Origin of the sequence: Azospirillum baldaniorum (assembly GCF_003119195.2) — a bacterium.
Taxonomy (GTDB): domain Bacteria; phylum Pseudomonadota; class Alphaproteobacteria; order Azospirillales; family Azospirillaceae; genus Azospirillum; species Azospirillum baldaniorum.
Window position 1 is genome coordinate 297,828 of record NZ_CP022253.1, and the last position, 13,220, is coordinate 311,047.

15 protein-coding genes are annotated in these 13,220 nt (G+C 69.7%); 10 read left to right on the plus strand and 5 right to left on the minus strand.

All coding sequences use genetic code 11. From position 1 onward, the window contains the following. Positions 1–4: 4 nt before the first annotated feature. The 3 genes from Sp245p_RS01340 to Sp245p_RS01350 are packed head-to-tail and all read left to right on the plus strand — an operon-like array spanning position 5 to position 2,247. On the plus strand, positions 5–922 hold the full coding sequence (locus Sp245p_RS01340; RefSeq protein WP_014238878.1) for a sulfite exporter TauE/SafE family protein: 918 nt from the start codon (positions 5–7) through the stop codon (positions 920–922). Further along, positions 919–1,698, plus strand: coding sequence for a TIGR02186 family protein (locus Sp245p_RS01345; RefSeq protein WP_014238877.1), 780 nt, complete (start codon positions 919–921; stop codon positions 1,696–1,698). The genes Sp245p_RS01340 and Sp245p_RS01345 overlap by 4 nt, the downstream gene beginning before the upstream one ends. A gap of 3 nt (positions 1,699–1,701) precedes the next feature. Continuing rightward, positions 1,702–2,247, plus strand: a complete 546-nt coding sequence (locus Sp245p_RS01350) for a universal stress protein (protein WP_014238876.1) — start codon at positions 1,702–1,704, stop codon at positions 2,245–2,247. A gap of 21 nt (positions 2,248–2,268) precedes the next feature. On the opposite strand, the gene Sp245p_RS01355 is transcribed toward Sp245p_RS01350, so the two are convergent. Together Sp245p_RS01355 and Sp245p_RS01360 are read right to left on the minus strand one after the other, a co-directional pair. Next, the gene (locus Sp245p_RS01355) at positions 2,269–3,735 is read right to left on the minus strand and encodes a fused MFS/spermidine synthase (RefSeq protein ID WP_014238875.1); all 1,467 of its coding nucleotides are present in this window, start codon (positions 3,733–3,735) and stop codon (positions 2,269–2,271) included. 30 nt (positions 3,736–3,765) lie between these two features. Then, positions 3,766–5,010 (minus strand): adenylate/guanylate cyclase domain-containing protein, encoded by a 1,245-nt coding sequence (locus Sp245p_RS01360; protein WP_014238874.1) that lies wholly within the window; start codon positions 5,008–5,010, stop codon positions 3,766–3,768. 108 nt (positions 5,011–5,118) lie between these two features. Between Sp245p_RS01360 and Sp245p_RS01365 the strand changes: the two genes are divergently transcribed. After that, positions 5,119–5,673 carry a NifU family protein gene (locus Sp245p_RS01365; protein ID WP_014238873.1) on the plus strand — a complete coding sequence of 185 codons (555 nt, stop codon included), beginning with the start codon at positions 5,119–5,121 and terminating at the stop codon, positions 5,671–5,673. A gap of 71 nt (positions 5,674–5,744) precedes the next feature. Here the strand turns inward: Sp245p_RS01365 and Sp245p_RS01370 are convergent, their stop codons facing one another. Both Sp245p_RS01370 and ddpX read right to left on the minus strand, forming a co-directional pair. Next, positions 5,745–6,785, minus strand: coding sequence for a polysaccharide deacetylase family protein (locus Sp245p_RS01370; protein ID WP_014238872.1), 1,041 nt, complete (start codon positions 6,783–6,785; stop codon positions 5,745–5,747). A gap of 173 nt (positions 6,786–6,958) precedes the next feature. Continuing rightward, entirely contained in the window at positions 6,959–7,510 is a 552-nt protein-coding gene (gene ddpX / locus Sp245p_RS01375) for a D-alanyl-D-alanine dipeptidase (RefSeq protein WP_014238871.1), read from the minus strand. A 101-nt stretch (positions 7,511–7,611) separates the two neighbouring features. Between ddpX and tsaB the strand changes: the two genes are divergently transcribed. Together tsaB and Sp245p_RS01385 are read left to right on the plus strand one after the other, a co-directional pair. Beyond that, complete coding sequence (gene tsaB, locus Sp245p_RS01380; protein ID WP_014238870.1) at positions 7,612–8,298, plus strand: tRNA (adenosine(37)-N6)-threonylcarbamoyltransferase complex dimerization subunit type 1 TsaB; 687 nt, start codon at positions 7,612–7,614, stop codon at positions 8,296–8,298. Continuing rightward, a complete protein-coding gene (locus tag Sp245p_RS01385) occupies positions 8,295–8,807 on the plus strand; it encodes a GNAT family N-acetyltransferase (RefSeq protein WP_014238869.1) in 513 nt (170 codons plus the stop codon). Before tsaB ends, Sp245p_RS01385 begins: the two co-directional genes overlap by 4 nt. A 3-nt stretch (positions 8,808–8,810) precedes the next feature. On the opposite strand, the gene Sp245p_RS01390 is transcribed toward Sp245p_RS01385, so the two are convergent. Beyond that, positions 8,811–9,101 (minus strand): sulfurtransferase TusA family protein, encoded by a 291-nt coding sequence (locus tag Sp245p_RS01390; protein ID WP_014238868.1) that lies wholly within the window; start codon positions 9,099–9,101, stop codon positions 8,811–8,813. A gap of 55 nt (positions 9,102–9,156) precedes the next feature. Between Sp245p_RS01390 and Sp245p_RS01395 the strand changes: the two genes are divergently transcribed. The 4 genes from Sp245p_RS01395 to miaB all read left to right on the plus strand — a co-directional run bounded on the left by Sp245p_RS01395 (position 9,157) and on the right by miaB (position 13,217). Beyond that, positions 9,157–9,573: a Ros/MucR family transcriptional regulator gene (locus tag Sp245p_RS01395; RefSeq protein WP_014238866.1), complete on the plus strand. Its 417-nt coding sequence runs from the start codon at positions 9,157–9,159 to the stop codon at positions 9,571–9,573. A 310-nt stretch (positions 9,574–9,883) separates the two neighbouring features. After that, positions 9,884–10,708, plus strand: a complete 825-nt coding sequence (locus Sp245p_RS01400) for a GNAT family N-acetyltransferase (RefSeq protein WP_014238865.1) — start codon at positions 9,884–9,886, stop codon at positions 10,706–10,708. A 28-nt stretch (positions 10,709–10,736) separates the two neighbouring features. Then, positions 10,737–11,570, plus strand: a complete 834-nt coding sequence (locus Sp245p_RS01405) for a lysophospholipid acyltransferase family protein (protein ID WP_014238864.1) — start codon at positions 10,737–10,739, stop codon at positions 11,568–11,570. 258 nt (positions 11,571–11,828) lie between these two features. Further along, positions 11,829–13,217, plus strand: a complete 1,389-nt coding sequence (gene miaB, locus Sp245p_RS01410; RefSeq protein WP_041810836.1) for a tRNA (N6-isopentenyl adenosine(37)-C2)-methylthiotransferase MiaB — start codon at positions 11,829–11,831, stop codon at positions 13,215–13,217. The last annotated feature ends 3 nt before the right edge of the window (positions 13,218–13,220 follow it).

Sequence of the window (13,220 nt, forward strand, 5' to 3'; positions counted from 1 at the left end):
CCCCATGCAAGTCTATCTGCCGATCGCCGAGATGTCGGTCAACGCCCTGCTCGTGCTCGGCATGGGGGGGCTCGTCGGCTTTCTGTCCGGCATGTTCGGGGTGGGCGGCGGCTTCCTGATGACGCCGCTGCTGATCTTCATCGGCGTTCCGCCCGCCATCGCGGTGGGCACCCAGGCCAACCAGCTCGTCGCCGCCAGCGTCTCGGGCGTGCTCGCCCACTGGCGGCGCGGCAACGTGGACGTCAAGCTCGGCGTCGTCATGCTGCTGGGCGGCATGGTGGGCACGGTGGTCGGCGTCTGGATCTTCTCCATATTGCAGCGGATCGGCCAGATCGACGCGGCGATCACGCTGTCCTACGTCTTCTTCCTCGGCACCATCGGCACGATGATGATGGTGGAGGCCAGCCGCGCGCTGATCCGCCGCCGCGCCCCCACCGCCAAGCGGGGAAAGCTGCACCGCCACATGTGGCTGCACGGCCTGCCGCTGAAGATGCGGTTCCAGCGCTCCAAGCTGTACATTTCCGCCCTGCTGCCGGCCGGGATCGGGGCGGTCGGCGGGATGCTGGTGGCGATCATGGGCATCGGCGGCGGCTTCATGCTGGTGCCGGCGATGATCTATCTGCTGAACATGCCGACCGGGCTGGTGGCCGGCACCTCGCTGTTCCAGATCATCTTCACCACGGCCATGGCGACGCTGCTCCAGGCGGCGACCAACCAGACGGTGGACGTGATGCTGGCGCTGCTGCTGCTGATCGGCGGGGTGGTCGGCGCGCAGTTCGGCACCAAGGCCGGCGGCCGGCTGCGCGGCGAGCAGGCGCGCCTTCTGCTGGCCTCGCTGGTCGTCGCGGTGGCGCTGAAGCTCGCCTTCGATCTGGTGGTTGAACCGAACGACGTCTTCACCATCTCGACGAGGATGTCGTGAGCGCTGTCCGCAGGGGCACCGGGCGGCTGTGGTCCGTCCGGGTCGCCGGCGGGGTGGTGGGGCTTCTGGCGGGGGTGTTCCTCGCCGCCACGGTGTGGGCGCAGCAGCTCGTCGCCGACCTGTCGAGCCACCTGATCGCCATCACCACCGGCTTCACCGGGACGGAGGTCGTGCTGTTCGGCACCACCGACGGGGCGGGCGACGTCGCCATCGTGGTGACCGGCCCGCGCACCCCGGTCACGGTGCGCCGCAAGGAGCGGATCGCCGGCATCTGGATCAACGCGCGCAGCGTGCGGTTCGAGCAGGTGCCCGGCTACTACATGGTCGCGACGAACCGCCCGCTGGACCAGTTCGTCGGCCGCCCGGTGCTGGAACGCCACCAGATCGGCCTGCCGAACCTCCAGCTCGGCCCGCGCGAGCAGCTGGCCCCGGACCAGCTCGCCCTGTTCCGCTCCGCCCTGATCCGCAACAAGCAGCGGGCCGGGCTCTACGGCATCACGCTGGGGCAGGTGGCCTTTCTCGGCGAGCGGCTGTTCCGGACCAACATCTATTTCCCGGCCAACGTGCCGACGGGGCTGTACAATGTGGAAGCGCTGCTGATCCGCGACGGCGAGGTGGTCAGCGCCCAGACCACGCCGCTGGTGGTGTCCAAGGTTGGCTTCAGCGCGGAAATCTACGACTTTGCGCGCAACCAGCCGATGATTTACGGTGTTGCCGCGGTGATTGGCGCCATCGCCGCCGGCTGGCTGGCCGGCGCCATCTTCCGGAGGGTGTGACCCATGTCCGATCCGATTGCGACCGATCCGATTGCGACCGATCCGAACGCCGGGGCGGACGTCACCCCGGAAGCCACGGCCAAGCCGCCGGTCCGCATCTTCCTGGTCGTGGTGGACGAGAGCCCGGAGCTTCAGCTTGCCCTTCGCTACGCCTGCCTGCGCGCCCGAAAGTCGGGGGGCAAGGTGGCGCTGCTTTACGTCATCGAGCCGGGCGAGGTGCAGCAGTGGCTGGCCCTGGAGAACCTGATGCGCGAGGAGCAGCGCGCGGAGGCGGAGCAGAAGCTGCAGAAGCTGGCCCGCGACGTCAACCGCCTGACCGGCACCCTGCCGGCCCTGTACGTCCGCGAAGGCAACCGCCGCGACGAGGTGCTGGCCCTGATCGACGAGGAGCCGAGCATCTCCATCCTCGTGCTGGCCGCCGGCGTCGAACCGGAGGGGCCGGGACCGCTGATCTCCTACTTCACCAACCGTGGTCTTGCGAAGATGCGCATTCCGCTGACCATCGTGCCGGGCGGCATCGGCATCGACGCGCTGGACGCCATCACCTAAGGCGTCTCAACCTGAGGCATCTCACCGGCCGTAGAGGGCGGTGAGGCTGCGCTGGTCGATGTCGGACCGGTCATCGGTCAGCACCGGGTGCCCGGCCAGTTCGGCGGGGGCCAGCGTCTCCAGGATGCGCGAGGCGGCGTACGCCGCACCCGGCGGAGCGGCGCGCAGGCGTACGCTCAGATCCTCGAGCGTACGCGCCTCCTTCGTGGCGATCAGCAGATAGTTCCCGCGCCCGGCGTCGGCGACGTACACCGATGGGAAGACCGCCCCCTGCGTCGCCGCCAGCGGCCCGACCAGAGCGTCGCGGTCCATGGAGGAGGCGACGTTCATGACCAGCACGCCGCCCGGCGCCACCCGCCGCTCCACCGCCGCGAAGAACTCCCTGGTCGCCGTGAAGAAGGGGATCAGCGCGGTCGAGTAGAGGTCGACGATCACCACGTCGTGCTGCTCCGGCGACCGCTCGACGTGGCGGCGGGCGTCCTCCACGGCGACGCGCACCTCGGGCCGCAGGCCGAACCTCTCGCGCGCCACCTCGACCACCGCGGGGTCCAGCTCCACCCCCAGGATGTCGGCGCCAGGCCAGCTGTCGAGGATCTCCTTGGCGGCGGCCCCGCCGGCCAGCCCCAGCACCAGGACGCGCGTGCCGTTTCCCAGGGCCGGGACGGCGGCGAACAGGTCGTAATAGAGGCCGGTCGGGCCGCCGTCCTTGCGCAGCCGCGACTGGGTGGCCCAGGCCACGTTCAGGTGCAGGCGGATTTGCTCGGCGTCCTCCTGCACCATGATGGTGTTGTGCGGCGTCTCGCGGTAGAGAGCGAAGCCCTGCCCCTCGCCGTGGCCGGCGGCCCAGGCCAGGGGAACCGCCAGGGCCGCGGCGGCGGCCACCCGTTTCCCACCTGGAACGAACAGGCAGGCGAGCGCCGGCAGCACCGCCGCCAGGGCGTAGCCCGCCGACACCCCGACCTGCGGGATCGCGTAGAAGGAGGCGAAGAAGGTGCCGCCGATGCTGCCCAGCGTGCCGACCGCGTAGATCCGTCCCGCCGCCGCAGCACCCGTCAGGCTGCTCAGCCCCGCGCAGATCGGTGACACCATGGCCAGCGCGAAGGACGGCAGGCCGAGGATCAGCGCCGCCCCGACGACCGACCCCTCCACCGCGTTGAAGCGGCCCGCGGCGTCGGCCAGCATCGGCTTGCCCAGCCAGGGCGTCAGCGCCGCCGCGGCGACCCCGGCCAGCAGGGCGGCGCGCAGCGCCGGCACCGCCTTCGGCCCGTCGCCGAGCTGCCCGCCGGTCCAGTAGCCGGCGGCCATGAAGGTCATCACCACGCCGATGACGGCGCCCCACTGATAGACCGAATAGCCGAAATGCGGCGCCATCAGCCGCCCGCCGAGGATTTCCATCATCATCAGCGACCAGCCCGCCGAGAAGGCGGCGGCGGCCAGCGCGAAGGAGCGGAGGGACGGGCGGGCGGGGGAGGGATCGCGACCGCTCAAGGCCGGCGACCGCGGGTTCGTGGCAGCGCCCTATTCATCGGTCCCTTCATTGGTCCCTGTCTTCTCCTTCAGCCCATAGACCTCGATCGGGTCGTTCAGCCCCTTCACCGGGTGCCAGCCGACCGAGACGAGACGGCTGGCGCAGGCCTCGGCCACCTCGGCGGAGGTCAGGACGTTGCGCTCCAGGCGGCTGCACAGCCCCTCGATCCGGCTGACCAGATTGACCGCCGGGCCGATGACGGTGAAGTCCAGCCGGTTGGCGGAGCCGATGTTGCCGTACATGACCTCGCCCATGTGGAGCGCGATGCCGCAGCGCAGGGTCGGCTGGCCCCAGGCGGCGCGCTCGGCGTTGCGGGCGGCCATGTCGGTCAGCGCCTCCTGCGCGGCGTCCAGCGCCTTGGTGCAGGCGGCGGCCCCGGTCGGGTCGCTCTCCTCCAGCGGGAAGATGGCCAGCATGGCGTCGCCGATGAACTTCATGATCTCGCCGCCGCGGCTTTCCACGGCGCCGCCCATGATCTCGAAATAGCCGTTCAGCAGGGCGATCAGCTCCTCGCGCGGCAGCCGGTCGGCCAGCGAGGTGAAGCCGCGCAGGTCGCAGTACCACAGCACGGCGCGGACGTTGGCGCCGGTGCCGCGGCGGATGTCGCCGGACAGGATGCGCGCGCCGGTGCGGTGGCCGACATAGGTGTCCAGCACCGTCGTCGCCAGCCGCCGCAGCGCCAGCGTCTCCAGCACCGCGCCCAGCGCCGGCAGCACCGCGTCGACCAGCGCCAGATCGGCGGTGGAGAAGCCGCCGGGCCGGTCGGTGGTGAAGCTCAGCACGTTGCGCCGCCCTCCGGCGAACAGCACGGTCATGGCGACATAGTCCGTCGCCCCCTGCGCCCGCAGCTCGGCGAAGACCGGATAGGGCCAGGGCGGCTCCATCTGCTCCAGCCGGTAGCGCAGGCCGTCGGCGCCGTCCTCGATCAGGGTGGCGAAGGGGCTGGTCAGATATTCGTCGCTGGTCTCGGTGCCGTGGGCGCGGGTGGCGATCTCCACCTGCTCGGCGTTGCGGCGCCAGAAGAAGGCGATTGTGCGGATCTGTGGGTGCAGCAGGGGCAGGGCGCAGACCGCGCGCAGCAGCGGGACGCCGGACGCCATCAGGCGCCGGCAGAAGCGGTCCATCATCTGCTCGAAGCCGGGCGCGTGCCGGCCTTCCAGAAGCAGCCATTCGACGACCTCCCGCGCGGCGTCGTCGACGGATGGGGCCGGTGCGGTGGCCGCGGGCGGTGCCATGCTCACGGATCGATAACCATAAAGATGCGATGCTTGATCTGTCGGTGGATTCTGCCCAAGTTTCGCCTACGCCGCCAGTGTTGTTCGGCGCCGATGGAGGATATCACCATGTTCATTCAGACCGAGCAGACGCCCAACCCGGCGACTCTCAAGTTCCTGCCGGGGCGTGACGTGCTCGGACGCGGCACCGCGGACTTCCCGTCCCGCGATGGTGCCGCCGCTTCGCCGCTGGCCCAGCGGCTGTTCGAGATCGATGGGGTCCAGGGGGTGTTCCTGGGCGCCGACTTCGTGACCATCACCAAGGCCGGCGACAAGGAGTGGTTCCTGCTGAAGCCGTCGATCCTCGGCGTCATCATGGAGCATTTCACCGCCAACCGCCCGGTGCTTCTGGAAGAGGCGGCCGGCGACGGCCACGCCGCCAGCGCGGACGACGACGAGATCGTCACCCAGATCAAGGAGCTGCTGGACACCCGCGTCCGCCCGGCGGTGGCCCAGGATGGCGGCGACATCACCTTCTACGGCTTCGAGGAAGGCGTGGTGTATCTGGAGATGAAGGGGGCCTGCTCCGGCTGCCCCAGCTCCACCGCCACGCTGAAGGCCGGCATCGAGAACATGCTGCGCCACTACATCCCCGAGGTGGTCGAGGTCCGCGCCGTCCGCTGACGGCATCCACCGGACGGGCGTGGCCGGCACAGGCCGCGCCCGCCGGTGTTTCTCCGCTTATTCCGGCTGTTTTATTCCGGAACGACGAACTGCATGCCCAGCCAGCGCCACCGTCCCTCGGGGGCGGGCAGGGTGCAGTTCACGCGCGTGCGGCCCGGCGGGAAGGGGTCGCGGATGCGCACCTCCACCCGGTCCTCCGTCACGCGCTCCAGCGCCGTCCGGCCCTGGCCGGCGGCGAAGCAGGCCAGCCGCGCGATGTCGCCGATCTCGTCCGACACGGTGAAGCCGATCGACGGCGGGTTGACGGTCAGCAGCGGATCGTCGGGCGTCAGGTCGGTCACCGGCAGCGGCAGCGCGTTGGCGGCCAGCCGAAAACGGTCGACGCTGCCGAAGCTCTCGTTCATCACGAAGCGGGGGAGGGTCGCCCGGTCGGCCTGCGGGTGCAGGACGCCCGACTGCTGGCCGAAGGCGGCGGCGAAGCCTTGCTCCGTCACGATGGTCCGCAGCGCCGACGACACCTCGCCCTGCGGGTAGGCGAACAGGGTGGGGCGCTGGCCGGTCTCCGCCTGCAGCCGGTCGGCCATGCGGCGCAGCTCCGCCTTCACCTCCTCGGCGGGGCGGGACACCAGCGACTGGGTGGAGGCGCCGAGCCCGCCGAGCGTGACCCCGGCGGCGGCGAGCTGCCGCACCTCCGCCCAGGTCATGTGGGCGGGCGACCCGCGGTCGATGGCGTCGGTCGCCACGAACAGGGTGAAGGGAAGACCCGCCGCCTTCAGCCGCGGCCACGCCTCGCGGTAGGCGGAGCGGCTGGCCTCGTCGATGGTGATCGCCACCGTCCGGTCGGGCAGCGGCGCGCCGCTGCGCAGCGCCTCCAGGATGCGGGGCAGGGGCAGGACCTGATAGTCGCCGTCCTGAAGCTCGTCCAGATGGGCTTCGAACTGGTCGATCCGGATGCTGATGGACGGGGTCTGGTCCTCGCCGAAGCGGTCGTAGGCGAAGACGACGGCGGTGTTCGTGGCTCCGTCTGCCGCAACGCCGGGGCTCCCCGCCAAGGCCTGGAAGGCCCAGGCGGCGGCCACGGCGAAGAGGGTGGCGGCGCGGCGGAACGGCATGGCGGCCTGTCGTGGGTCCGGAACGGTCGCGCGGCCGGACGAGGGTCCGGGCTGCGCCACGGCTGGTGTGGCACAGGCACGCCGCCGGGAACAAGTCCGCAACACATACTCTGTGCTTCGCGTGGTTTCGTGATGCAGCCTTGCAACAACCCCTCGGACATGAGGCCTTTTGATCAGCCCATCATCAGCCCGCCCAGGGCCGCGTCGGTCAGCAGGGGGTAGCGCTGCTCGTCCGGCAGTTGATAGTGCCACCACTCGCAGCTGTAATGCCGCCAGCCCGCCGCCGTCATGACGCCGAGAAGGGCGGCGCGGTTGCGCTGCTGCTCGATGGTCAGGTCGGTGCGGCCGTGGTGGGACTGTTCGGTCATGTCGTCGAAGCCGGTGCCCATGTCCAGCGGGCGCCCGGACCCGTCGGTCAGCGTCAGGTCCACCGCGACGCCGCGGGAATGGGTGGAGCCGCCCGACGGATCGGCGATGTAGGACGGATCGGGCAGCGCCCGCCACAAGGCCCATTGCGCCTCGACCGGGCGGAAGGCATCGTACAGCCGCAACCGGCAGCCGATGCCGCGGGCCAGCCGGATCGCCGCGCGCAGCGCCGCCGCCGCGTCGGGGTGCAGCAGGCAATGCGGGTGCCGGTAGATGGGGACCCCGGTCAGGTTGTCCGGCGTGGCGTACAGCAGCTCGATGTCGACGTCGAAGTCCGGTGGTGCGATGGGTGTGAGCATGATCCATGCCGTCAGGGAAGGTCGGGGCTGTCTATCACGCTCTTGACCCAGGCTTGAAGTGGGGCTTTGAAGATGGCGGATCTGACGACGCGTGTGAGGCGATGAGAGTTCTGGGACTGGACACGGCGACCTCCGGCTGTTCCGCCGCGCTGTGGGACGACGGCGCCGTCACCGTGCGGCGGCGCGAGCCGATGGCGCGTGGGCAGGCGGAAGCGCTGGTGCCTCTGGCGCAAGCGGTGATGACGGAGGCCGGCTGCGCCTTCGACGCGCTGGACCGCATCGCCGTGACCGTCGGGCCGGGCGCCTTCACCGGCCTGCGCATCGCGCTGGCGGCGGCGCGCGGCTTCGCCCTGGCCGCCGGGCTGCCGGTGGTCGGAATCACCAGCTTCGACGCGGTCGTTCATGGGTTGCCGGATGCCGAGCGGGACGGCCGCGCCGTGCTGGTCGCCGTGGACTCCCGCCGCACCGAGCCGTTCCTGCAACTCTTCCACCCGGACCTGACGCCGTTCGGCGAACCGGCGATGCTGGAGCCCGCCGCGGTGCCGGGCTGGCTGGACGGGCTGCTTGCCGGTGAAGCCGGTGCCGCGCCGTTGCTGATCGCCGGGGATGGCGCGGCCGCGCTGCGCCCGCTTCTGGAAGGGCGTGCCGACACCGCTTTCGCCGCCGGGCCGGGCACCCCCGACGCCGCCGTGGTCGCCGCCCTGGGCGCCCGGCGGGAGGTCGGTCTGCCGGCCCAGCCCTACTACCTGCGTCCGCCCGACGTCTCCCTGCCGCGGAAGACGGCATGACGGCGGCCCCGCCCGAGGTGTCCAGCCCCCGGACGTCCCATCCGGTGCGGCTTCAGGCCGCCGGCCTTGCCGACGCCGCGGTGATCGCGGCCTTGCAGCAGGTCTGCTTTCCCGACGATCCCTGGAGCGGCGAGGCGGTCGCCAGCCTGATCGGCCAGCCCGGCTTCTTCGCCGCGCTGGCCTTGCGGGAGGGCGCGGAGGGCGACGATCCGGTCGGCTTCCTGCTGGCGCGGGTGGCCGCGGAGGATGGCGAGATCATCGCCGTCGGCGTCCGGGCCGACGCGCGGGGGCAGGGCACCGGGCGGCGGCTGGTCGCGGCGGCGCTGGACGGCGCCCGGGCGCTGGGCGCCACGGCGCTGTTCCTTGAAGTCGCCGAAGACAATGGTATGGCGCAATCCCTGTATAAATCTTGTGGTTTCTTTGCCGTTGGCCGTCGTCCCGGCTATTACCGCAGGGCGGACGGAAGGGTTGCCGCCCTGGTGTTGCGGTATTCGTACACCGACAAATAAACCTTAACCTTTCTGAATCCACAAACGGTGCACCCCGTCCGGCTCATCCGGATTTTCGGGCGTTACGGCGAGAATGGAGTGACCCAGTTCGGCTAAGGATCGGGGTACATTCTCCAAGGGTTCGCCAGCGTTCAGCCGGACTTCAAGCGTCTGCCCGGCCGCCATGCGCTCCACCGACAACTTGGTCTTGACGAAGGTTAACGGGCACACCTCGCTGGTGATGTCCAAAAACAAATCCGGAGATTTTTTTTCGTACACTGCTTCCTCTTTAAGAGCAAAGGATGGATATTGCACGCGGCCACAAACCTCTTTATATGGAGAGGAACGCCAAGCTGCGGAGCAAGCTTACATGAGCAATGGTAACCCTTCCAACGCGCTGTTGTCTCTGACCACGGAGATCGTGGCGGCGCATGTCTCGAACAATACAGTCGCTCTCGGCGATCTTCCGACGCTGATTGAGCAGGTGTACAAGTCACTCGCGAATGTCGGGACCGAGCCGGTTGCGACTGAGGAGCGTCCGCAGCCCGCGGTGCCCATCAAGAAGTCCGTCACTCCCGACTACATTGTATGCCTGGAGGATGGCAAGAAGCTGAAGATGCTGAAGCGCCATCTGAAGACGGCCTACGACATGTCGCCGGAGGAATACCGCGACCGCTGGGGCCTGCCGGCCGACTATCCGATGGTCGCCCCGAACTACGCCCGCCAGCGCAGCTCGCTGGCCAAGCAGATCGGTCTCGGCACCCGCGCCCGCCGCGGCGCGGCCTAAGATCCATCGGGCTTGCGCGTTGGTGTCCGGCGGACCGCCGCTGTTCGGTCCGCCCCGGAACCCCATCGCCCGGATGTGATCTTTTCTTCCTTCCCGCGTGATCATTGCCGTCCCGCCTTGCCGCCGTCCCCGTTCGCCGGGGCCGGACCTTGTGGCTTGCCCGGAGTCCGGGCTTGCCGGGGACGGGTTCGTCACGTCGCGGTTGACCGGCAACCGGCCATTCGTGTTATCCCTGTTCCGTGCCCGACCGGGCTCCGGAAGGAGAACCGGCGGTTGCCGCGACCCGAACAACGCCAGCGAAGCGTCGAGTATGGCTGATACAGGCACGGACCAGGGCAGCTCTTCGGATCTGCGCATGGGCTCCCTCGAAGTGCGGCTGGCCGAAAGCGCCGCCGAGATCGATTGGGCGCAGGCGCTGCGCTACCGCGTCTTCTATGAGGAGATGTCGGCGGTGCCGTCGCCGGACATGGCCGCGCGCCATCGCGACTTCGACGATTTCGACACCATTTGCGACCATCTGCTGGTCATCGACCACGCCCGCGGCGACGGTCCGGACTCCGTGGTCGGCACCTACCGGCTGATCCGCCGCCCGGCGGCGGCGAAGGCCGGGCGCTTCTATTCCAGCGACGAATACGACATCGGGCGCCTGCTCAGCTATCCGGGGGAAATCCTGGAGCTGGGGCGGTCCTGCGTCGACGCGGCCTACCGCACGCGCGGCAGCAGCATGCAGCTGCTGTGGCGCGGCATCGCCGCCTACGTCTTCCACCACGACATCGCGGTGATGTTCGGCTGCGCCAGCCTGCCGGGCACCGACCCGGTGGCGATGGCCGAACCGCTCGCCTACCTGCATCACTTCCATCTGGCCCCGGAGGAGCTGCGCCCGGTGGCGCTGCCGGAACGCTATATCGGCATGGATCTGATGCCCCGCGAGCAGATCGACCCGAAGCGCGCGCTGACCGTTCTGCCGCCGCTGATCAAGGGCTATCTGCGGCTGGGCGGCTTCATCGGCGACGGCGCGGTGATCGATCATCAGTTCAACACCACCGACGTGTCGATCGTGGTGAAGACCGACCTGATCACCAACAAGTATTCCAAGCATTACGAGCGGCGCAGCCGCGACGCCCAGATCGCGTGATCCGCGATTGCATCAGGAGACGGGTGGCATGACGGCGGTGGATGCAACCGGTGCGCGCGCCCTGGGATCGCCGGTGCGCGGCGGCCTGCGTCTGGCGGTCTATCTGCTGTGGACACTCCTGCTGGTTCCGGTGCAGGCGCTGGCCGTCGCTGTGCGCTCGCCGCTGCGCTTCCGGATACCGCGCTTCTACCACCGGGTCTGCGCCGCCATCCTGGGCATCGGCGTCGTGGTGCGCGGCGAGCGCGCCACGGACGGGCCGGTGCTGTTCGTTTCCAACCATTCCTCCTACCTCGACATCACGGTGCTGGGGTCGGTCATTCCAGGCTCCTTCGTGGCGAAGAGCGAGGTCGCCGGCTGGCCCTTCTTCGGGGCGCTGGCGAAGCTGCAGCAGACCGTCTTCGTGGAGCGCAAGGCCCGCTCCGGGGTGGAGAAGCAGCGGGACGAATTGGGCGCCCGCCTGGACGCCGGCGACAGCCTGATCCTGTTCCCCGAGGGCACCTCCAGCGACGGCAACCGCACGCTCCCCTTCAAGACGGCGCTGTTCGCGGTGGCCGCCCGGCGCATCGGGGACCGGCCGCTGACCGTGCAGCCGGTCAGCATCGCGCCGACGCGGCTGGACGGCATCCCGATGGGGATCGCCTTCCGTCCCTGTTACGCGTGGTATGGCGACATGGATCTCGCCCCCCATCTGTGGACGGTCTTCACGCTGGGCCGCATGACGGTGGAGGTGGAGTTCCATCCCCCGGTGACCATCGACGGCTTCTCCAGCCGCAAGGCCCTGGCCGATCATTGCCAGCGCGCCGTGGCGCGGGGCGTGGAGCGCGCGGTGTCCGGAAAGCCGCCGCCCCCCGCCGCAGCGTGACGGAAACGTTCCACACCGCGAAATGGGCCGCGAAATGAATGATCGGCCTGCGGGCACGATTGACTCGTTTTCCCGCAGTCGTGCTACCATATCGGCAGGGTGCGATGCCGCGATGCGGCGGGTCGCGCGCCGGATTGCGCCGCTTGGCCGGCGCCGTCCAGGCGCGCGTTTTTGCATTGGTCGAGATCGCGGCTGGCCAAGACACACTTGGCCGCATTCGCGTTTGGTCCGGATCGTTCAGCGCTGTGGAAGGGATCGTTGAGTAAGAAGCTCTTCATCAAGACCTGGGGTTGCCAGATGAATGTCTACGACTCCGCCCGCATGGCGGATGTCCTGGCACCCCTGGGATACCGGCCGGTGGACGAGCCGGACGGCGCCGACATGGTGATCCTCAACACCTGCCACATCCGCGAAAAGGCCTCCGAGAAGGTGTTCTCGGAACTGGGCCGCCTGCGCCAGCTCAAGGACGTCAAGGCCGAGGTCGGCGACGGCCGGATGATCCTCGCCGTGGCCGGCTGCGTCGCCCAGGCCGAGGGCGAGGAGATCGTCGCCCGCGCGCCCTTCGTGGACATGGTGTTCGGGCCGCAGACCTATCACACCCTGCCGGAAATGGTGGCCAAGGCCAGCCGCAAGGCGGGCAGTGTGCTGAACACCGACTTCCCCGTGGAGTCCAAGTTCGACTTCCTGCCGGACGAGAGCGCCAGCCAGGGCGTCTCCGCCTTCCTGGCGGTGCAGGAGGGTTGCGACAAGTTCTGCACCTTCTGCGTGGTGCCCTACACCCGCGGCGCCGAGTTCTCGCGGCCCGGCGCCCAGATCGTGGCGGAGGCCCGGCGCCTCGTCGCCGGCGGCACGCGCGAGATCAACCTGCTCGGCCAGAACGTCAACGCCTGGCACGGGGAGGGGCCGGACGGCACCAGCTGGGGCCTCGGGCGGCTCGTCCGCGAACTGGCGGAGATCGACGGGCTGGAGCGCATCCGCTACACCACCTCGCACCCGCGCGACATGGAGGACGACCTCATCCGCGCCCACGCCGAGGTGCCGCAGCTCATGCCCTACCTGCATCTTCCGGTGCAGGCCGGGTCGGACCGCGTGCTGGCGGCGATGAACCGCAAGCACACGGCGGACGACTACCGCCGCATCGTCGACCGGCTGCGCGCCGCCAAGCCGGACCTGGCGCTGTCGGGCGACTTCATCGTCGGCTTCCCCGGCGAGAGCGACGCCGACTTCGCGGCGACCCTGCGCCTCGTCACCGACGTCGGCTACGCCCAGGCCTATTCCTTCAAGTACAGCGCGCGTCCCGGCACCCCGGCGGCGCTGGAGCACGGCCAGCTGCCGGAGGACGTCAAGGACGCCCGTCTCGCCGCGCTCCAGCAGTTGCTGAACGCGCAGCAGCAGGCCTTCAACCAGAGCTTTGTCGGACGCACCGTGCCGGTCCTGTTCGACCGCGTCGGCAAGCGCGCCGGCCAGCTCCTGGGCAAGAGCCCCTATCTGCAGTCGGTGCACGCCGACGCCAACGAGCGGCTGCTCGGCCGCATCGTCGAGGTGCGCGTCGACGCCGCCCATCCGAACAGCCTTGCCGGCAGCGTGGCGACCGGTGAATACCGCAGCTCCGCCACCGGCACGCAACCCGTGGAGGCGACCGTTTGAACG

Bases quoted from the DNA above. Each gene is read 5' to 3' on its own strand.
- Sp245p_RS01400 (WP_014238865.1), top strand. From the start codon at position 9,884: ATGGCTGATACAGGCACGGACCAGGGCAGCTCTTCGGATCTGCGCATG.
- ddpX (WP_014238871.1), bottom strand. From the start codon at position 7,510: ATGCTCACACCCATCGCACCACCGGACTTCGACGTCGACATCGAGCTG.
- Sp245p_RS01370 (WP_014238872.1), bottom strand. From the start codon at position 6,785: ATGCCGTTCCGCCGCGCCGCCACCCTCTTCGCCGTGGCCGCCGCCTGG.
- Sp245p_RS01340 (WP_014238878.1), top strand. From the start codon at position 5: ATGCAAGTCTATCTGCCGATCGCCGAGATGTCGGTCAACGCCCTGCTC.
- Sp245p_RS01365 (WP_014238873.1), top strand. From the start codon at position 5,119: ATGTTCATTCAGACCGAGCAGACGCCCAACCCGGCGACTCTCAAGTTC.
- Sp245p_RS01395 (WP_014238866.1), top strand. From the start codon at position 9,157: ATGAGCAATGGTAACCCTTCCAACGCGCTGTTGTCTCTGACCACGGAG.
- Sp245p_RS01350 (WP_014238876.1), top strand. From the start codon at position 1,702: ATGTCCGATCCGATTGCGACCGATCCGATTGCGACCGATCCGAACGCC.
- Sp245p_RS01360 (WP_014238874.1), bottom strand. From the start codon at position 5,010: ATGGCACCGCCCGCGGCCACCGCACCGGCCCCATCCGTCGACGACGCC.
- tsaB (WP_014238870.1), top strand. From the start codon at position 7,612: ATGAGAGTTCTGGGACTGGACACGGCGACCTCCGGCTGTTCCGCCGCG.
- Sp245p_RS01405 (WP_014238864.1), top strand. From the start codon at position 10,737: ATGACGGCGGTGGATGCAACCGGTGCGCGCGCCCTGGGATCGCCGGTG.
- Sp245p_RS01385 (WP_014238869.1), top strand. From the start codon at position 8,295: ATGACGGCGGCCCCGCCCGAGGTGTCCAGCCCCCGGACGTCCCATCCG.